Annotated in this window: 20 protein-coding genes and 1 tRNA gene; 11 read left to right on the forward strand and 10 right to left on the reverse strand. The window is 27.7% G+C overall.

The features are described from left to right. Positions 1 to 88: 88 nt before the first annotated feature. The 6 genes from BRSU_RS13635 to BRSU_RS13660 all read left to right on the forward strand — a co-directional run bounded on the left by BRSU_RS13635 (position 89) and on the right by BRSU_RS13660 (position 7,374). Positions 89 to 1,468: a tryptophanase gene (locus tag BRSU_RS13635; RefSeq protein ID WP_048596128.1), complete on the forward strand. Its 1,380-nt coding sequence runs from the start codon at positions 89 to 91 to the stop codon at positions 1,466 to 1,468. A gap of 21 nt (positions 1,469 to 1,489) precedes the next feature. Continuing rightward, complete coding sequence (locus BRSU_RS13640) at positions 1,490 to 2,803, forward strand: sodium-dependent transporter (RefSeq protein ID WP_048596129.1); 1,314 nt, start codon at positions 1,490 to 1,492, stop codon at positions 2,801 to 2,803. Between the two features lie 114 nt (positions 2,804 to 2,917). Continuing rightward, complete coding sequence (locus BRSU_RS13645; protein ID WP_048596130.1) at positions 2,918 to 3,511, forward strand: DUF1349 domain-containing protein; 594 nt, start codon at positions 2,918 to 2,920, stop codon at positions 3,509 to 3,511. 7 nt (positions 3,512 to 3,518) lie between these two features. After that, positions 3,519 to 3,791, forward strand: a complete 273-nt coding sequence (locus BRSU_RS13650; protein WP_048596160.1) for a DUF1905 domain-containing protein — start codon at positions 3,519 to 3,521, stop codon at positions 3,789 to 3,791. 110 nt (positions 3,792 to 3,901) lie between these two features. Beyond that, a complete protein-coding gene (gene dnaX / locus BRSU_RS13655; RefSeq protein ID WP_048596131.1) occupies positions 3,902 to 5,476 on the forward strand; it encodes a DNA polymerase III subunit gamma/tau in 1,575 nt (524 codons plus the stop codon). A gap of 818 nt (positions 5,477 to 6,294) precedes the next feature. Then, complete coding sequence (locus BRSU_RS13660; RefSeq protein ID WP_048596132.1) at positions 6,295 to 7,374, forward strand: pseudouridine synthase; 1,080 nt, start codon at positions 6,295 to 6,297, stop codon at positions 7,372 to 7,374. Positions 7,375 to 7,812: 438 nt separating this feature from the next. Here BRSU_RS13660 and BRSU_RS14940 read toward each other — a convergent pair whose 3' ends face one another. The 4 genes from BRSU_RS14940 to lspA form a co-directional block, all read right to left on the reverse strand. Further along, positions 7,813 to 8,040, reverse strand: a complete 228-nt coding sequence (locus BRSU_RS14940; RefSeq protein WP_342446853.1) for a leucine-rich repeat domain-containing protein — start codon at positions 8,038 to 8,040, stop codon at positions 7,813 to 7,815. Beyond that, complete coding sequence (locus tag BRSU_RS14945) at positions 8,037 to 8,402, reverse strand: leucine-rich repeat domain-containing protein (protein ID WP_245158119.1); 366 nt, start codon at positions 8,400 to 8,402, stop codon at positions 8,037 to 8,039. The genes BRSU_RS14940 and BRSU_RS14945 overlap by 4 nt, the downstream gene beginning before the upstream one ends. A gap of 61 nt (positions 8,403 to 8,463) precedes the next feature. Further along, positions 8,464 to 9,456 (reverse strand): RluA family pseudouridine synthase, encoded by a 993-nt coding sequence (locus BRSU_RS13670; protein ID WP_245158120.1) that lies wholly within the window; start codon positions 9,454 to 9,456, stop codon positions 8,464 to 8,466. Positions 9,457 to 9,458: 2 nt separating this feature from the next. Next, positions 9,459 to 10,034, reverse strand: a complete 576-nt coding sequence (gene lspA, locus BRSU_RS13675; RefSeq protein ID WP_048596133.1) for a signal peptidase II — start codon at positions 10,032 to 10,034, stop codon at positions 9,459 to 9,461. Between the two features lie 214 nt (positions 10,035 to 10,248). Between lspA and rfaE1 the strand changes: the two genes are divergently transcribed. Both rfaE1 and BRSU_RS13685 read left to right on the forward strand, forming a co-directional pair. Continuing rightward, the gene (rfaE1, locus tag BRSU_RS13680; RefSeq protein WP_048596134.1) at positions 10,249 to 11,256 is read left to right on the forward strand and encodes a D-glycero-beta-D-manno-heptose-7-phosphate kinase; all 1,008 of its coding nucleotides are present in this window, start codon (positions 10,249 to 10,251) and stop codon (positions 11,254 to 11,256) included. A gap of 41 nt (positions 11,257 to 11,297) precedes the next feature. Beyond that, on the forward strand, positions 11,298 to 12,428 hold the full coding sequence (locus tag BRSU_RS13685) for a hypothetical protein (RefSeq protein ID WP_048596135.1): 1,131 nt from the start codon (positions 11,298 to 11,300) through the stop codon (positions 12,426 to 12,428). On the opposite strand, the gene BRSU_RS13690 is transcribed toward BRSU_RS13685, so the two are convergent. Both BRSU_RS13690 and trmD read right to left on the reverse strand, forming a co-directional pair. Further along, positions 12,425 to 12,916: a GNAT family N-acetyltransferase gene (locus BRSU_RS13690; protein ID WP_048596136.1), complete on the reverse strand. Its 492-nt coding sequence runs from the start codon at positions 12,914 to 12,916 to the stop codon at positions 12,425 to 12,427. The genes BRSU_RS13685 and BRSU_RS13690 overlap by 4 nt on opposite strands. 16 nt (positions 12,917 to 12,932) lie before the next feature. Continuing rightward, a complete protein-coding gene (gene trmD, locus BRSU_RS13695) occupies positions 12,933 to 13,664 on the reverse strand; it encodes a tRNA (guanosine(37)-N1)-methyltransferase TrmD (protein WP_048596137.1) in 732 nt (243 codons plus the stop codon). Between the two features lie 775 nt (positions 13,665 to 14,439). On the opposite strand from trmD, the gene BRSU_RS13700 reads away from it, so the two are divergent. Together BRSU_RS13700 and BRSU_RS13705 are read left to right on the forward strand one after the other, a co-directional pair. Beyond that, complete coding sequence (locus tag BRSU_RS13700; RefSeq protein ID WP_012672053.1) at positions 14,440 to 14,676, forward strand: type II toxin-antitoxin system HicB family antitoxin; 237 nt, start codon at positions 14,440 to 14,442, stop codon at positions 14,674 to 14,676. Further along, entirely contained in the window at positions 14,673 to 14,903 is a 231-nt protein-coding gene (locus BRSU_RS13705) for a type II toxin-antitoxin system HicA family toxin (RefSeq protein ID WP_048596138.1), read from the forward strand. Before BRSU_RS13700 ends, BRSU_RS13705 begins: the two co-directional genes overlap by 4 nt. 4 nt (positions 14,904 to 14,907) lie before the next feature. Here the strand turns inward: BRSU_RS13705 and BRSU_RS13710 are convergent, their stop codons facing one another. Continuing rightward, on the reverse strand, positions 14,908 to 16,278 hold the full coding sequence (locus BRSU_RS13710) for a pentapeptide repeat-containing protein (protein WP_048596139.1): 1,371 nt from the start codon (positions 16,276 to 16,278) through the stop codon (positions 14,908 to 14,910). A 302-nt stretch (positions 16,279 to 16,580) separates the two neighbouring features. Between BRSU_RS13710 and BRSU_RS13715 the strand changes: the two genes are divergently transcribed. Continuing rightward, positions 16,581 to 16,654, forward strand: a tRNA-Ala gene (locus tag BRSU_RS13715). A gap of 140 nt (positions 16,655 to 16,794) precedes the next feature. On the opposite strand, the gene BRSU_RS13720 is transcribed toward BRSU_RS13715, so the two are convergent. From BRSU_RS13720 to BRSU_RS13730, 3 genes are all read right to left on the reverse strand, one after another. After that, positions 16,795 to 17,214 (reverse strand): PepSY-like domain-containing protein, encoded by a 420-nt coding sequence (locus BRSU_RS13720; protein ID WP_048596140.1) that lies wholly within the window; start codon positions 17,212 to 17,214, stop codon positions 16,795 to 16,797. A gap of 60 nt (positions 17,215 to 17,274) precedes the next feature. Beyond that, positions 17,275 to 18,294, reverse strand: coding sequence for a hypothetical protein (locus tag BRSU_RS13725; protein ID WP_245158121.1), 1,020 nt, complete (start codon positions 18,292 to 18,294; stop codon positions 17,275 to 17,277). 187 nt (positions 18,295 to 18,481) lie between these two features. Continuing rightward, on the reverse strand, positions 18,482 to 18,869 hold a 388-nt coding region (locus BRSU_RS13730), incomplete at its 5' end, for a methyl-accepting chemotaxis protein (RefSeq protein WP_048596141.1).

Genomic DNA, 18,869 nt, shown 5'->3' on the forward strand with positions numbered 1-18,869 from the left:
TATATTATTTATATAGTTTTTATTATTATAAGATATATTAATTTTATAAATTATTTATCTTTTTATTTAAAATAATAGGAGTAATCACATGAAAAAATACATTGCAGAGCCATTTAGAATTAAAATGGTAGAACCTATAAGAATGATCTCTAGAGAAGAAAGAGAAGAAAAAATAAAAGAAGCGAATTATAATGTATTTGCTTTGAAAGCTGAAGATGTTTATATTGATTTATTAACTGATTCAGGTACAGGTGCTATGAGCGATAAGCAATGGTCTGGAATTATGATGGGTGATGAATCATATTCTGGAAGCAGAAGTTATTTTCATCTTATGGATGTTGCTAAATCTATATTCGGATACAAATATTTTCAGCCTGTTCACCAAGGAAGAGCAGCTGAAAAAGTATTACTTCCTAATATAATTAAAAAAGGTCAGTATTCTATTTCAAATATGCACTTTGATACAACAAGAGGACATGTTGAATTAGCCGGCGGTATAGTTGTAGACTGTGTTTGTAAAGAGGCATTGGATACAGAGAATTATTTTGATTTCAAAGGTAATATGGATGTAGAGAGACTTGAGAAATTAATAAAAGAGTATAAGCCAGAGAATGTTGGTATTATTATAATGACAATTACAAATAATACTGCAGGAGGTCAGCCTGTATCTATACAAAATATCAAAGAAACTTCTGAAATAGCCAAAAAATATAATATACCTCTTATTATAGATGCTGCCAGATATGCTGAAAACTCTTATTTTGTTAAGAAAAGAGAAAAAGGCTACGAAAATAAAACTATAAGAGAAATAGTAAAAGAAACTTTCCAATATGCTGACGGATTTACTATGAGTGCTAAAAAAGATGCTATAGTTAATATGGGCGGATTAATAGGTATAAAAGAGAATGAAGCTTTATATGAAAAAATTAAAATATCTACTATTCCTAATGAGGGATTTGTTTCATACGGCGGATTATCCGGAAGAGATTTAGAAGGTCTTGCTATAGGTTTAGATGAAGGATTGGATGTTGATTATTTGCATTATAGAATAGGACAGATTGAATATTTAGGTGATATATTAAGAGAAGCTAAAGTACCTTTTCAATATCCTGTAGGAGGACATGCTTTATTTGTAGATGCTAAAAAACTTCTTCCTCATATTCCTTATTATGAGTTTCCTGGACAGGCTTTGGCTATAGAATTATACAGAGAAGCAGGAATAAGAGGCTGCGATATAGGTTCTTATATGATAGGAAATGATCCTAAAACAGGAAAGCAAATAGAATCTGAATTGGAATTGACAAGATTAGCTATACCTAGAAGAGTTTATACACAGGCACATATGGATATTATTGCTGAGGCTTTAATATCAATAAAAGATAGGGCTTCTTCTATAAGAGGATATAGAATAACTTGGGAGCCTCCTATATTAAGACATTTTACATCCAAATTAGAGCCATTATCTTAATAGTAGAATAAGTGTATAGATATGAATAAAGAGAGAGGCAATTTTAGCAGTTCTATAGGTTTTATCATAGCTTGTGTAGGATCAGCAGTTGGAATAGGGAATGTTTGGATGTTTCCTTGGAGAGTAGGTCAATTCGGCGGGGCAATATTTCTTATATTATACTTTTTCTTCGTTATTGCTTTAGGTGTAATAGGTTTAATAGGCGAATTTACATTGGGCAGAATGAATAAAACAGGCCCAATAGGTTCTTTTGAAAATGCTTTAAAAACTAGAAATAAAAATTTCGGAGCTATTATAGGCATCATTCCCATGATTGGGGCTCTTGGTATAGCTATAGGATATTCTGTAGTCGTAGGCTGGATATTAAGATATACTGTAGGTGCTATAGACGGCAGTTTATTTTCATCTTCAGATATTGGCTTATATTTTGTATCTATTATAACTGATTTTGGAAGCGTGCCTTGGCATATTACAGGAATAGTTATTTGCGTTCTCATATTAATAGGCGGAGTAAGTAAGGGAATAGAACTAGCTAATATGTTATTAATACCTTTATTCTATATATTGTTTATTGTATTATTAGTGAGAGTATTAACTTTACCCAATATAAAAGAAGGTATATATTATTTATTATTTCCTAATTGGAAGATTTTATATAATCCTAAGGCTTGGGCTATGGCACTTGGTCAGGCATTTTTTTCTATATCTTTAGCCGGAAGCGGAATGGTAGTATACGGATCATATTTAAAAGATGACGTAAATATACCAAAATCGGCAATTCAAACAGCTGTTTTTAGTTCTTTAGGTGCTTTATTATGTGCTTTTGTGGTTATACCTGCTGTATTTGCATTTGGAATAAATCCTAATGCAGGACCTCCTTTAATATTTATATCTATACCTTTAGTATTTCAGAAAATGCCTTTCGGTTATTTTTTCTCTATACTATTTAATATATCAATATTATTTGCAGCTATTTCATCATTGATAAATTTGATGGAATGTCCTATTGAGGCTTTAGAAAATAGATTGAAATTATCAAGAAAGGTTTCTGTTATTACTATTGGAATAATCATGATAGCTATAGGTATTTTTATAGAAAGAGCTGATAGAGTAGGATCATGGATGGATTTTGTTTCTATGTATATTGTTCCTACAGGAGCTATGCTTTCGGCTGTAATGATTTTCTGGGTTATAGGAATGAAAACTTTCAGAGAAAATGCAGAAAAAGGAATGAATAAACATTTACCTAAATGGTTTGATTTTATGTCTAAATATGTATTTGTTGGAGTATCTATTTTGATTTTAATATTAAGCATCACATTAGGCGGATTCTAATGAATATATAATTTATTAATAAGAAGGTTAGGTTATTATGCCTAACCTTTTTTATAATCAAAATTGACAAATAGAATAACTTTGTTAAAATTATTTTTATTTAAAGAGTTTTTTATGAATAAATATTTTTTAGAAGAAGAGCTATATTGGATTAGAAAGCCAAAAAATATATTAATATATGATAAAAAGATAGAAATATATACAGAACCTAATACTGATTTATGGCAGAGAACATATTATGGTTTTAGAAATGATAATGCTCCAATACTTCAAACAAGAACTAAAGAAAAATATTTTTCATTTATAGTGAAAACTGTATTTGAAAGCAAGCATCGTTTCGATCAATGCGGAGTTGCCATTTATATAGACAGTGAAAATTGGTTTAAGGCTTCTATAGAATACGAAAATGAAGATTATCAGCGTTTAGGAAGTGTGGTTACAAATAACGGTTATTCTGATTGGGCTACTCAGGATATATCGGCTTCTATAAAAGAGATGCATTACAGATTAAGCAGAAGAGAAAGCGATTTTTTAATTGAGTACAGCGAAGACGGAATAAATTTCAAGCAAATGAGAATATTTCATTTATTCAAAGCTGATGATGAAATACCATTTGGAATATATGCCTGCAGTCCTGAAAACTCATCTTTCAAAGCAGTATTTTCAGATATGGAAATAACTGAATGTAAATGGCTTGAACATAAATAATTATTTTATGATAAACAATAAAGAATATAAATTTAATGCAGTAATAAAGAAAGTACCTGATATGGATGCGGCTTATATAGAGTTTCCTTATGATGTAAAAAAAGAATTTGGAAAAGGTCGTGTTAAAGTAACTGCATTTTTTGACGGATTTGAATATAAAGGAATACTTGTGAAGATGCAAACTCCTTGTCATATAATAGGTATAAGAAAAGATATAAGGAAAGCTATAAATAAGCATGCAGGAGACACCATAGAAGTGATAATAAAAGAGCGTGAATAATGGTTCTTTAAGAAATTTTTTAATAAATACTTAAATTGACAAATAAATATAGTCTGTTAAAATAGCTTAAATCAAAACAATAAAAAAATAATATATTGGAATATTAAAATATGGCAGAAAACTATAAGGTAATAGCAAGAAAATATCGTCCTCAAACTTTTGAAGAAGTTATAGGGCAGGAACATATCACTAAAACAATATCAAAAAGTATAGCTCAGAAAAAAATAGCTCATGCATATCTTTTTTCAGGAGCTCATGGAGTTGGTAAAACATCTCTTGCTAGAATTATAGCTAAAGCCTTAAACTGTGTTAATGGCCCTACTGATAAGCCTTGCGGAGTTTGTCCTTCATGTACTCAAATAGAAAACGGTACTCCTCTTGATGTTATAGAAATTGACGGTGCAAGCAACAGAGGTATAGAAAATATAAGAACAATTATTGAAAATGTAAGAATATCCCCGGTGGCTGGAAAATATAAAGTATATATCATAGACGAAGTGCATCAGATAACTAATGAGGCTTTTAATGCTTTGCTTAAAACATTGGAAGAGCCTCCTGCTCATGTTGTTTTTATACTTGCTACTACTGAAGCTGAAAGGGTACTTCCTACTATAAGGAGCCGATGTCAGCAATATACTTTTAAATCTCTTGGTATAGATGATTTAGAGAAGATATTAAAAGGCATACTTGATAAAGAAAATATTAAATATGATGAAGAAGCAATTTTCTTAATAGCTAAGCAGGCCAGAGGTTCTGTACGCGATAGTGAAACTATACTTGAAAAAATGATAGCTTACACTACAGATAAAAAGTATATAACTAGTGCAGATGTTAATGCTGTTGTAGGCGGAAATAATTTTTCTTTTGTCAAAGAGTTTTTTGATATCATGATTTCAGGCGACAAAAGAAAATATTTTGAATTTGTGAAGAAATTATTTGAGGAGTCTGTAGATCCTAGAACATTCATAAACAGTATAATCGAGTATATACGTGTTGTGCTTATGATAAAAAGCGGTATTGATGATATAAAGTTATTAGAGATAACTGAAAACGAGAGAGATGATTTAAAAGTTTTTGCTAATCATTACAGCGATGATGAGATAGAGAGAATACTTGATTATATATTATCAACTGAAGAGCGTATAAGAAGTGCTTCTAATACTAGAACTATATTTGAAATGCGTATGCTATTGCTTCTTAATACTGACAATTTGATTCGTCCTGTAGATATAATATCTTCAAATATGCAGACCATTTCTGTTAATGAAGATTATGGATTTGAAAGTGTAAGCAGCAGCAATAATTCTGCTGTTAATAATTCTTCAGCAGTAAATCAGCCTAAACCTCAATATGATGTTCCTTTGAATCCAAACGATAAGAGAAGAATATTCTATAATAAAATACTTTCATTTATAGAGTCAGAAAGCCCTACTATATATTCTTTATTATCTCAAGGAAACCCTATAGAAAGTAAAGGTGCTGTTTTAATAGTGGCATTACCTGATCATATATATGATATGACTCAAACAGATAAACGTATAAATGATTTGGTAGCAAAAGCTATACCCCATTTCACTAAAAATAAAGATGTGGCTATACAATTTCAGAAGGCAGTTGAAGGAAACATGATAGATAAATTAAAGAGCAAATTGCAGGCTACAGAGGTAGATGAAAGTTCTTTATAATTTTTTATAGAATTATAGTTTTTGTATATATCTAAATAATTATATGAACAATAGTACAATAATATACATACTACAGTTTAATATTTAAAAAATTGTATTGAATATAGTGTAATACGATAATTTTTAGTCTACATTTAGGTTATATCCTATATTTAATAAGTATTTTTCAAATATAAAGTCTAGCAATTGCGTTTTCGTAAAGAGTGCTTTTGGCAGGCTAAGGGCTATATTTTAGATTAAATTAATAAATTATCTTACATGTAATATGATTTTAGTATGATTTACTACTAATTCTATCCTTGCACTTTTTGGTTCTTTTTGCGGCGGGAAAAAGAACAATAAAAAATTTGATAAAGTTAAAAATTTTTCACTATATACCTAAACAATTACATTTTGTCAATTTTTGATTTTTGATGAATGTAATTTTATTTATTAATAGAATAAAATATTATTAAGTTTTCTTTAAAATATAAGATAAAAACTATATTATGACTAAAAATGCAGTCTTTTTGGTTCTCGCCGTAGGCGTACTTCATATGTGTCAATACCACAGGCACTCCCTGCGGTCGCAAAAGAACTGGAGTTCGGGGGGTGACCCCTGAAAATAATAGCAATATAAAAACTAATTTTTACAAACTTAAAAATTTTCAGTATATATTGTATAATAACAAGTAATCAGCCGCACGTATAGCTGGCATTTGATAAGTTGAAACGAAGGTGCCTGCGAAGCATACCTACGGTAACAGCTCGCGGTTGACAAACTTAGATTTTTTCAGTATAGTATAAAACTTATAAAATTCAAAAGGCTATTAATAAATATGAAAAAGCAACAAAATGAAGAAGCTGTTAGGCTTGTAAAAGTTATATTAGAATCCGGTTTTGCAAGCAGGAGAAACTGCGAGAAGGCTATAATGTCAGGAAGGGTAAGGGTGAATAATCAGGTTATACTCGATCCTGCTTATAGAGTTAAAGAAGACGATTCTGTTTCTATTGATAGAGAATTAATAAAAAGACAGACTAAAAGGTATATGGCATTATATAAACCTATTGGGGTTGTAAGCACTACGAAATATTTACCTGGAAGAAGAATAATAACAGAATTTTTTAAGGGCATCAAAGAAAGACTTTTTTATGCAGGAAGGCTTGACTCAGAATCAAGAGGTATAATGATAATAACAAATGACGGAGAGTTTGCTAATATCATTACTCACCCTTCATACGAAATTTTAAAAGTTTATGATGTTACTGTTAATGGCAAGATAGATTCTGAAGCTCTTTTAAATGCAAGCAAAGGTATTACAATTAAAAATGTTTCATATTCGCCTTTTAAATTTAAAATCTTATCAAAGGGCAGAATACAAAGCAAAATACGCTTGACTATAAATGAAGGAAAAAACAGAGAGATAAGAAAAATCTTTGATCATCTTGGTTACAAAGTTATAGATTTGGAGAGAATTTCCGTAGGCTGTGTAAGCAAATATGATGAAGTTTCAGGAACTTTAGAGGCTGGTCATATAAGAGATTTAACTAAAAAAGAGATAGATTTCTTTTTCAAGCAAAAAGATAAAAAATTGAAAGATATTGAAAGTATATTTGAAAATATTCCTGATGATATAGAAGATGAAAATTATGAAGATGGTATTTTAAATAGCAGTAATAATGATAAAGAAGAAAATAAAAAAGTACATGATAGATCCAAATGGGCCAAAGCTAAGCCTAAGAAAAAAAGATTAATTACAAAAAAGTCTTCTACATTTAAAGGAAAAATGCAGAAGAAAAATAGTAAGTCTGAATTTTCTGAAAATAGAAAAGATAAAAAATTAACAGGCAAAAAAAATAATAAATCAATTAATAAAAAAAGTACTAGGAAAGCAGATTTTAAATCTAATAAACGCTAGGGCGGGGATGCTTTTTCTAAGTTATATTTCAAAACAAATAAAATTTTTAATGCAGATATGGCTTTAAATATAAAAGGGCGGGGTATGTAAATTAAGTTTTAAAATTTAATTACATTTGCCCACCCTCTAAGCTTTTTAATTTATTCTGTCATTTTTGAATTATTTTTCTTTTTAGTTTTTATCAGTTATTTTTGCTGCCCACCCAAGAGTTTTTTAAATTTGTTGTTTATATACCGCACGCAGAGCTAAGCTATAAGTATATGCTGATTAATAATAACATGTTAACTATATAAAAAAATCCGACTCACCGTGCGTGAAGCAGATTAAAAATCTAATTAAATTTTGGGCGTGTATGCTTTTTCTAAATTATATTTAAAAACAAATAAAATTTTTAATTCAAAAATAGATTTTAAATCTAAATGGCGGGATTTAAAAGATTTACAATATCTTTAATTTTTTTAAATTATTTATCTCTTTAGGTATGCTTTTTAATTTATTTGAATCAATAATGAGTTCTTCTAGATTTTCTAAATTTTTTATTTTGCTATCTATCTTTTTTATTTTATTGGAGGATACATCAAGAAATTCAATATTATATAATTTGAATATACCGTCAGGAAGATAAGATATATTGCAGCTGCTTATGTCTAGTTCTTTTAGGTTTATAAGCTTTCTATATCATTATCAATTTTATCAATATAATTATTAGATATATTCAAATACTCAAGCATTTCTAAATCAAATATTTCTTTAGGAATAACTTTTATATTATTAGCAGATATATCAAGTACTTTCAATTTTTTTAAGTTTTTTATTTGTTTTGGTATTTTTTCTATGTAGTTGAAAGATAAATAAAGTTTTTCTATATTTGTAAGTTTAAAAATCTCTATAGGTATTCTATTAATATCTAAGGTACTCAAATTCAATTCTTTTGCTGAAATTATTTGTTTTTTAGTCATACTTGAAATATTATATGCCTGATTATTTTCAGCCCATTTAATTAATTTATGAAAATCATTATCCGTCATTATCTTCCTCATAACAATATATTAATATAGAATTATGACAAAAAATGACATTCATATATTTTTATATATTATCGGAGTACAGGAAATTTGTAAAATAATCAGGATAGTCTATTTCAAAGTCTAATGATTCTTTAGTTATAGGATGCATAAACTCTATTTTTTTGGCAACTAACATAAGGCCTGAATATTTATTGAAACTCTTAGAATATATTTTATCACCAGCTACAGGAAAACCTTTATATGATGAATGCACTCTTATTTGATGAGTTCTTCCTGTTTTAAGATTAATTTCTATTAGTGTATGAGAATTAAACCTTTTTAAAACTTTTATATGAGTGAGAGCTTCTTTACCGTCATCTCTAACAGTCATTTTTTTTCTATATACCTGATGCCTTCCTATCGGCAGATTTATCTCCAAATAATTATCTTTTAGTACTCCTATAACAATTGCATGATAAATCTTTTTTATAGTTCTATTTTTAAATTGTTCCTGAATGCTCGATACTATATTAGCATTTTTTCCAATGATCATCAGTCCTGAAGTATCTTTGTCTAATCTATGTATAATTCCAGCTCTCTCTTTATTTCCAACAAAATCAAAATCTTTTATTTTGTATAGAAGAGCATTAACTAAAGTACCGCTCATTTCAGAAGGAGAACAATGCACACTCATACCGGCAGGCTTATTTATTACAAGTAAATATTTATCTTCGTAAAGTATATCTAAATCAATGTTTTCAGGTATTGGATTTGCTGTATCTGGTTTATCTTTAAAAATATTATCTAAATTGATTATTATATTATCATTTAATTTAAGAGAATATGATAATTTTTTTTCTATGCCATTAACAATTATATAAGTTAAATAATTTTTTACTTGGCTTCTAGTGATATTTAATTTTTCGCTTACAAATGTATCTAATCTTTTTCCTATATCATCTTTTGTTATAATGAATGATTTTTTATTATTAGAATTTTCTGCATCAATTTCATCATCTTCTATTTCTTCTGTATCAATGCTGTTATTTTCTAATTCTATTTCTTCTTTGCTCATAATTAATTATTTTCAGTGTTGCTGTTATCAGATTCTATATTTTTCTTTTTATCAAAATCTTCTTTGAAAAAGAAAACTCCTATAGCTATAATACATATGCCTATTGTAATAGAAGCATCAGCAATATTATAATTATATGGAAATCTTATAGTTTCATTGAATCCCATACTTATAAAATCAGTAACATATCCTCTCATAATTCTATCAACCAAATTTCCCATAGCTCCTCCAAGAACCATAGTAAAACCTATCATAGATAATCTTTGTTTTTTAACATTGATAGAAAGCATTATAAAGAAAATTACAATCATAGCTATGAATACTATAACTTTCAATAATTCAGGTATTATATGCTGAATTGTTTCAGGTACATTATTTAGAAAACCAAAAGATACACCGTAATTCCTTGTATATATGAATATTAATATATCTCCTATTACTCTTTTAATAATAGTTTCCTGCAAGTATTTATCTATAAAATATTTAGATACTGTATCTACTATAAAAATTAATAATGCTATTAAAAAATATATTTTTTTTTGTTTAATTTCTTCTGCTACTTTATTTAATTTTATCATATTTTATTTCGTCTCTTAAATTAATTTTTTATTTATTATAAATGGTTTTTATATTTGAAGTTTTATGAAAAATAATAATAATTTATATTCGTAAAAATTACAAGCTGTTTTTAATATTCTAATAGTATGTAATTTGAGCTATTTTATATTTACTTTTTTTTATAATTTATGTTATAATTTTAAAAATTATAAATTTATAGGAATAAAAAATTATATGGACTTAAAAGATAAAGCCCAAAAAATAATAGATGCTAAAGTACTTGTTATAGGGGATTTGATGCTTGATAGATTCACCTACGGAGATGTTATAAGAATATCTCCTGAAGCTCCTGTACCTGTACTTCATGTAAATCATGAGGAAAATTATTTAGGCGGGGCTGGAAATGTGGCAAGAAATATATCAGCTTTACTTGGCAATAATAATAATGACAATATATTTATGATAGGTGTCATAGGAAAAGATAAATCGGCAGATATTATAATGGATAGTATGAATTATTCTAATATATCTGTTAAAGGAATTATAGTAGATGATACAAGATCAACTATAACAAAAACAAGAATAGTAGCAGGCACTCAGCAAATAGTAAGAATAGATGAAGAGAATACCAGTCCTTTTTCTTCTAATATTGTAAAAAATATAGAAAAAGCATTTATTAATAGTATTGATAATTATAATGTTGTTATAATAAGCGATTATGCAAAAGGTATAATAACAAAGCAGTTATCAAAAAAGATAATAGATATATGCAATAAAAAAAATAAGCCTGTATTAGTTGATCCTGCTATAAAGCATTTTTCATTTTATAAAAAAGCTACTCTTATGACTCCTAATTTGAAAGAGGCTGTAGAGGGGGCTGAAAGTAAATCTCCTTTTTATGAATTTGATGCAAAGGCTATAAAGATTTTAGGTGAAAATATTATAAAGAAATTAAGTTTATCAAAATTAATGATAACTTTAGGTGCTAATGGAATGGCTTTATTTGATAAAGATATAAAACATAAGGATAAAAATACTCCTTATATAATACCTACAAAGGCCAAAAGCGTATTCGATGTTTCTGGTGCTGGTGATACTGTTATATCAGTTCTTGCTATGTGTTTATCTGTTGGTTTATCATTTAAAGAATCTTCTGAAATTGCTAATGCTGCTGCAGGTGTTGTAGTTGGTAAGAGGGGAACTTCTACTTTAAGTTTGAAAGAATTAATTGATGCATTATAATCATTATAGAGTATTTAATTGTTAAGATTTTGAAGAGTATTATGAAGAAAAAAATATTTATATTATTATTTATACTGTTATTTTTAATTTCATGTTTGCCTAAGCCTTTAATAGTACCAGCTAAGGTCGTTACAGAGCTTTCTTTAGGTGAAGATATAGGCATTTACAGCAATGAATTTGTGGATTTAGACAGTCCTAAAATATATAAAGTTGATAATGAGTATTATTTCGGAGAATTTTATAGAGTAAAGAATGATACCGTTTATGCATTAGATTTATATAATTCTAGAATGGTAATAGCTTCAGGAAGTAATGTAAGATATTTTCCATTAGAATATAAAAATCTTGAAACTTCAAAGATATCTCTTATAGATTCAAATGCTAATATATATATAACCGGATATAATTTAAGATACATAGGCGATGTTGTAGTTAGTAATGTAATGATGTCTTTACCTTCTGAAAGTCCTTCTACTGAAGGGGATGATGCTCCTCAGATAGAAACGTATACGGTTAAAGTTACAAATACTAATTATACTAAAGTAGGTTTGGTGTCTTTGAATAAAATATCTCCAGAAGGAAATACACTTTATAGTATAGACACTATTATAGATAATGAGTATGAGTCATTAGTAAAATTATTGACATTGACTAATCATAAATTTGCTATACTGAAAAGAGATAAAGACAGAATACCTTTGCTTGATATATATGATATGAACAGCGGTAAAATGGAAAACAGATACTCTCTTAAAGAAGTTGAATATATGGATGCTGCTAAAATGTCATACAGAGAAATAGTAGATTGTGTTTATGTACCTGAAAAAGAAGTGCTGGCTATACTTACTATGAATATAGTTGAAGGAAAGCATCAGGAAGATATTATATATACTTCAAAACTAGATGATTTTAAATTAAAAGAATCTTATAAAATACCATGCCGTGATAATTCTTTGGCTGTTGGCATATCTAGTACAGGCAGAGTTACATATACAGGTATGGACAATGGAATGTATTTCTTTATAAAAACTAATCCTTTCCTATCCCAAAATCATTCTAAAGAATATTTAGGTACAGACGGATTTACTAAATTAAGAGGAATACATATGTTTGATGATTCTGTTTATGGGTTTATGGTAGAAAATGGAGTTATTAAATTCCATAATTATTAAATAGTTTTTTGAAATGCTATTCTTTTTCCGCCATTCATTTTCAAAATTATTGTTCCGCATTGTTTGAAACCTTCTTTTTTAAGAAAGTTAAGCATAGGTATATTATCTTTATAAGTATCTATTTTAATATTGCTGCATATACCTAAACAATAATTAAGGCAAAATGAAGCAACACCTTTTCTTCCGCCAAGTACGGCTATTCTATGTATGGTGCCGTATTCTTTATCATTAAGCCAATTACCGTCATATATTTTATCATAATTTTCATCTTCTCCTATAGCAAAAGAAAAAGTACCAACTATATCATTATTATCATCTAAGCATACATAACTGCTGTTATTTTTTATATCCAATTCAACATCACTCTTTCCAGGATATCCATCAACCCATTGATTAGGATTATTATTTTCTGCCATAAACTTTCTTGCATAATCAAATATTTCCAAAATTTTATCAATATCATTAACTGTAGTCTTTCTTATCTGCATTTATTAAATACTCCGATTATTTATTATTTTCTTTCAAATATTCAAAAATGGTTTCTATATCTTTTTTATTAAGGTTAATTTTTGAAAATAAATCTGCTCTATTTTCAAAAGTTTTTATAATGCTTCTTTTTCTTCTATACTCATTAATATTTTTATGATTTCCAGAAAGAAGTATTTCAGGTACTTTCATATTATCTATTTCATGCGGTCTTGTATACTGTTCATATTCCAAAAGTCCGTTACTGTTCTCTTCAAATGTATCGCTTATTACAGACTCTTCATTATTCATAACTCCCTTATATCTTGCAATGGCATCTAACAATAGAAGAGCAGGTATCTCTCCGCCGCTTAATACATAATCGCCTATACTCAAAGCTTCATCTGCATATTTCTCTTCAACTCTGTAATCTATTCCCTCATAATGTCCAAGTATCATTGTTATATGTTCTTTATCTGCAAGCTCTTTTATTTTTTGCTGAGTGAGAGTTTTTCCTGAAGGAGAGAAAATAATTGTATATCCTTTTTTATGACTGTCAAAATATTTTTTAAAAATATTATAAGTCATAATCATTCCGGGTCCTCCTCCGTAAGGATAATCATCACATTTTTTATAATTGCCTTCTCCGTATACTCTCATATCTTCAATATTTAAATCTATTTTTTTTTCATTGAGAGCCATTGATATAACACCGAAAGAAGTTGTGCTTTCATAAAATTTTGGAAAAAGTGTAAGAATGTCTATTATCATTTTAGAATTATACTTTATAAAAACTATATATCAAGTGCTTTAAATATAATAAAATTTTGGAAGCAGTTATAATAACATTAAAAACAAAAAAGTAAATTAGTATATACTGAAACGATTTCATTTTGCCGACTACTACACATTATATAATTATTATCAACTTTTTTGCCGCACAAAAAAGTTGCTGCCACAGGCACGCTTCGCGAAAACGCAATTACTAAAACTTATATTAAAAATATATGTATTAAATGTAGGGTATAACCTAGATTTAGATTAAAAATGCAGTTTTTTTGGTTCTCGCCGCAGGCGGGCTTCGCCTTATACCAATAAAAGAACTGGGGTCTGGGGCAAAGCCCCAGATATAAAAACAAAAATAAATTTTTTAAATTTTAAATATTTGCTTGGCTTTGCCCCCGCGGGAGCGTACCCGTAGGGTAACCCCACTTCTTTTGCGACCTAAGGAAGTGCCTGTGGTATTGACACAGGCGAATCCCGCCTACGGCGAGAACAAATATCCTCGACAAGCTCGGATACGCTTTCGCGAAAGGCTGCATTTTTATATATTTATATAGGTAAGTCATAAATAGATAAGAAAATACTTTCAAAATATTTAATTAATAAATAATCTCAAGCCACTTTTCAAATTTTCTAAAAGCTTGAATAGTCTGCTGATGATATTTTATAAGTATTTGCCTAAGAAGAAGTAAAAATTAATGAGTATAATTGCATAATCATCAAAAAACTATATAATAAAAAAATCTTATAAATAGGATTTTATATGTCTAAATATGATTTTAACATTATTATAGAGCAAGATGAAGACGGAATGTATATAGCAACAGTGCCTGCATTAAAAAGCTGCTATACTCAGGCAAAATCAATAGATGAGCTATACATAAGAATAAAAGAAGTTATAGAGCTTTGTCTTGAAGTTGAAGAAGAACATAACTATTTGAAAGATAATTATAAATATAATAAACTTATAAAGGCTGACAAGGTAGAAGTTAGCATATGAGCAAATTGTCTATATGTGATTCAAAAACTATGATAAAAATTCTTATGCTATTAGGTTTCAAAGAATTAAGGCAAAAAGGAAGTCATAAATTTTTTATTAATGATATTGGTCTTACTACTGTTATACCTGTTCATAATGAAGATTTAACAAGAGGTTTAATCAGAAAAATTTTCAAAGACATAAATATCACTATAGATGAATACGAAAAATTAAAAAAATCAATTTGATTTATCAAGCCCCTTTAGCAAATTTCCTAAAAGCCTGAACAGTCTGCACCGAGCCGTACCAAAATAAAATCTTGCCTAAAAAATAAACTAAAACTCCGAATATTTTTAAAAATAAATTCAGTTTAGAAGCAGCATATTTTATTATAAGGCTGTAGTCAGTAGGTATGAAATATTTTATTAATTCTGGAAATAGATTTCTATAGTATAGGCGTATTATATTAGAATCAGTCAAATCAGGAATATAAAAAACAATAAAACAAATAATAGTTATTGATATAGTCATAAATAAGGCCTTAACCCAATTCTGCCCATTGTTGCTGTATAAAGAACTTAAATATATTGAGGCTATATCTCCAACAATTTTATATAATTCTTTTATTTTTTTACTAAACGAATATTCTTTATTTTGTATAATGTCTTTTGCTGATTTCATTAAATCATATTTATGACATTCAATTTCTTTAGCCTTATATTGTAAAGCGTCAATAGCATTATTTGCGGCATAGGCTTGCTGTTTAAGAAATAAAGCACTTTCACGGTTAGCGAATTTATGCACTTTGAAATTAACAGGATTGATTAAGCCTCCATTAATAATAGAACCTTTAAAATCTACTTCTTCTGCTTCAATATTTCTTAATTCTATTTCTCCATTTATTATAGTGTTTTTTATATTTATATTATTTATATTTTTATTTGATAAATCTATATACAGTTTTGAGTTTAAATCTTTAAATTTTATATCATTAAAATATAATTTAGTAAGTAAATACTTTATATTTTTTAAATATATATTATTAAAAGTCAATTCTGAAAAACTAATTTCTTTATAAAAAGTAGTAAATTCAAAAGTTGCATAATTAAAGCTCAATTCTGAAAAATTAATTTTTTCATAAAAAATAGATGATTTAAAATTAACTAATTTTTCGAAAGTAGTTCCCAAAAAATATATATTATGATTAAATTTACATAGATAAAAATCCACATCCTGTTTAAATATACATATAGAAAAAAACGCATCGTGATTAAACAATAAGTTTGTGCAGTTTATTTTTATTTCTATGATATTATTATATTGATTAAGCAATTCATAAAATATACTAGAAATATTAAACTCAAAATTAATTATGATACTTTCTAAAGAATTATTATTAGATAATTCTTTTTTACCTATATTAAGTACTAATATATTTTGTATTTTTTCTATGTTTATTAAATTATCTTTTATTTTATTGAATTGTTCTTCTGATGTTTTATTAATTTCTTCTATTTGTTGGAATAAATCCCATTTAAGCCAATCAATTAATTCTTTTTCTGTATTATATTTAGTAGGCTGTTTTTTAAATTTTTTTAAATTATTAACATTTAAATTAGTCATAAAAAACTCTTAAAAATTATAATTCAATTATAAACCAAATATATAAATCATCAACAATATATAAGATGATATTCAGTAATTGCAGTTCTTTTGCTTCTTTTATACCAATAAAAGAAGTTGGGGTGTGGGGGCAAAGCCACCGCAACTAAAATCACTCCTTAAAAAACAAGTTAATGCACTTTAAGCCATAAAATATTTTAAATTATTTGGTATGCAAATGTTAAAACTTATAATTAATAAAGAAAACAAATAGATTGACTTTTAATTAAAATTAATTTAAGATATTTAAATCTTAATAAAAAGGGGATATAGCTCAGTTTGGGAGAGCATCACAATGGCATTGTGAGGGTCGTGGGTTCGAGCCCCATTATCTCCAATTTTTTCATTGTTTAGTTATCAAAATCTTAAATTATTAAATCTGCTTTTTATTTGTAATATAAAATTTAATAGTAGTTAAAATAAAAAAGTACAAACATAATATTTATGCCTGTACTTTTATTTTATAGGTTTTTAAAATTAACCTCTTCCTTTTTTAGTGATATTGCCTTCAAAATCTACAACTATTTTTCTTCTGCTTTTGAACTCTATACTATAATCTTTTCTATTTTTCTTTATACTTATAATTTTTTCATCAGGAAATTCTTTTTTAATAGCATTTTTAATATTATCTTCTATATAGTCTATAGAAATTTCTTCTCCGCCTCCGCTTATACTTTTCCATTCACCATTATAATTGACATATATTTTAAGGCCGCCTTTGAATATTAAAGTGTAAGAACCTCCCATTTCAGTTGCTCTGTATAAATAATAATCGGCAAAATATTTGTCGGCAAATGCTATAGCAGCATCAGGTACTTCACTTAAAGCTACAGAACCGCAGTAAGCATATACTGATAGTACAGATAAGGTTAATATTGTATATATTATTTTTCTCATCATAACCCTCCTTAAATTATTAGAGTAAATTATATATTATAAATAAAATACTACAAGTTATTAAAATTTAACATTTCCAGCAATATAGTATCTTCCGTCTGTAGAACCTTGGAAACCTACATTAAATTCGCTAGGACCTGCTTTGAATTTACCAAATATAGCATATTCTAAATATATTTTAGCATCTTTATCTTTTATATGAACCATTTCTCTTAAAGCAATGTTTAACATATGCCATTCAAATCCCTGTTCCAAGCGTACATAATGAGCATCATTCTCTCTCCAAGTATATTCAGCAATAGCATTAAGCCACATAGTTTCATTCATAAGAGGGAATCTAAATGTTGCAGATGCCTGAACCAACGATTCAAATAAACTTATATGATAACTCTGAGGCTCCATTCTGTTTTCATGTTCATATAAGAATCTAAATTCAATATTAGGTATATTAAATCTTAATAAAAAAGCCTTAGGTATGCTATGTCTGAAATCTCCCTGAGAATATGCTATCTCATAATGATTTCCGATGAATCCCACTCTTATTCCAGGTCCATTTAATACTTGAGGTATATAATAATCTGGTGTATCAATATTTGCAGGATTTAATGTGGTATCATAATAATGAGGCATAAGCATAAAAGTAGTAGTGTTAATATCGAATGTTGCTCTGCCTCTAGCAGAAATTAATATTCTATCAACAAATATAGCCTGCACACCTCCGTCATAAAGTCCTGCATTTCCTTTTATGTATCCATAATTAATATCTGGATTATGAGTGTCAAAATATCCGTATGCAGTTATAAATCCTGTAAATTGTATATAGTTATTATGGAAAGTTTGACCAATAGTTGCAAAAGTATCCCTTAAATTAAAAGTGTTAGTATGAGCGGCATAAGAAAAAGTAGTAGTGAGATGAAACTCTATAGGATATTTTTGAAAGAAATTTAAATTTGTATCATTAGGATTTGGAAGTCTTCTTTTATAATCATCTCTGAAATAATCTGGTTTTATATATTGAGGAAGTTCATTATTTCCTTCTCTTCCTATAAACATATCAAATGCATTTGGAAGCGGCGGCATTATTGCATTTGTATATTTTTCTTGGCATTTAACAAACAAGATAATAATAAGAATGCGATAAAGGTTATCACAATTTTTATATAGTTATTCATAGATAATCCTAAAATAAAATTATCAGCTATGATAATTTAAATTGTACAAAAAGTAAAGATTTTTTTGTAAATAAAATTTCATAGCTGATAAGATATTAATCCATTTTGAAGAAAGTCATTATGCTTTTTAAGTTTTCTGATTGTTCTAATAATTCTCTAGCGTAGTTTGTAGTTTCATCAACTAAAGCAGCATTTTGCTGAGTTATACCGTCTATTTTAGATACAGCTATATTTACCTGATCCACACCTGTTTGCTGTTCTACTGCTGTTGTGCTTATCTCCTGCATTATCTTTGCTGTACCATCTATTTTAGATTGTATATCATTAAATATAGATTGTGATTCTCTGGCAGTTTCAGCAGATTTATTAATTTTTTCATAAATATTTTCTATAAGTAATGTTATGTCTTTAGCTGATGATTGAGAGTTTTGCGCTAAGTTTCTAACCTCAGAAGCTACAACAGCAAAACCTCTTCCCTGATCT

The organism is Brachyspira suanatina, from assembly GCF_001049755.1.
GTDB classification, from domain to species: Bacteria; Spirochaetota; Brachyspiria; order Brachyspirales; family Brachyspiraceae; genus Brachyspira; species Brachyspira suanatina.

Bases quoted from the DNA above. Each gene is read 5' to 3' on its own strand.
- BRSU_RS13635 (WP_048596128.1), top strand. From the start codon at position 89: ATGAAAAAATACATTGCAGAGCCATTTAGAATTAAAATGGTAGAACCT.
- BRSU_RS13640 (WP_048596129.1), top strand. From the start codon at position 1,490: ATGAATAAAGAGAGAGGCAATTTTAGCAGTTCTATAGGTTTTATCATA.
- BRSU_RS13645 (WP_048596130.1), top strand. From the start codon at position 2,918: ATGAATAAATATTTTTTAGAAGAAGAGCTATATTGGATTAGAAAGCCA.
- BRSU_RS13650 (WP_048596160.1), top strand. From the start codon at position 3,519: ATGATAAACAATAAAGAATATAAATTTAATGCAGTAATAAAGAAAGTA.
- dnaX (WP_048596131.1), top strand. From the start codon at position 3,902: ATGGCAGAAAACTATAAGGTAATAGCAAGAAAATATCGTCCTCAAACT.
- BRSU_RS13660 (WP_048596132.1), top strand. From the start codon at position 6,295: ATGAAAAAGCAACAAAATGAAGAAGCTGTTAGGCTTGTAAAAGTTATA.
- BRSU_RS14945 (WP_245158119.1), bottom strand. From the start codon at position 8,402: ATGACGGATAATGATTTTCATAAATTAATTAAATGGGCTGAAAATAAT.
- BRSU_RS13670 (WP_245158120.1), bottom strand. From the start codon at position 9,456: ATGAGCAAAGAAGAAATAGAATTAGAAAATAACAGCATTGATACAGAA.
- lspA (WP_048596133.1), bottom strand. From the start codon at position 10,034: ATGATAAAATTAAATAAAGTAGCAGAAGAAATTAAACAAAAAAAAATA.
- rfaE1 (WP_048596134.1), top strand. From the start codon at position 10,249: ATGGACTTAAAAGATAAAGCCCAAAAAATAATAGATGCTAAAGTACTT.
- BRSU_RS13685 (WP_048596135.1), top strand. From the start codon at position 11,298: ATGAAGAAAAAAATATTTATATTATTATTTATACTGTTATTTTTAATT.
- BRSU_RS13690 (WP_048596136.1), bottom strand. From the start codon at position 12,916: ATGCAGATAAGAAAGACTACAGTTAATGATATTGATAAAATTTTGGAA.
- trmD (WP_048596137.1), bottom strand. From the start codon at position 13,664: ATGATAATAGACATTCTTACACTTTTTCCAAAATTTTATGAAAGCACA.
- BRSU_RS13700 (WP_012672053.1), top strand. From the start codon at position 14,440: ATGTCTAAATATGATTTTAACATTATTATAGAGCAAGATGAAGACGGA.
- BRSU_RS13705 (WP_048596138.1), top strand. From the start codon at position 14,673: ATGAGCAAATTGTCTATATGTGATTCAAAAACTATGATAAAAATTCTT.
- BRSU_RS13710 (WP_048596139.1), bottom strand. From the start codon at position 16,278: ATGACTAATTTAAATGTTAATAATTTAAAAAAATTTAAAAAACAGCCT.
- BRSU_RS13720 (WP_048596140.1), bottom strand. From the start codon at position 17,214: ATGAGAAAAATAATATATACAATATTAACCTTATCTGTACTATCAGTA.
- BRSU_RS13725 (WP_245158121.1), bottom strand. From the start codon at position 18,294: ATGCCGCCGCTTCCAAATGCATTTGATATGTTTATAGGAAGAGAAGGA.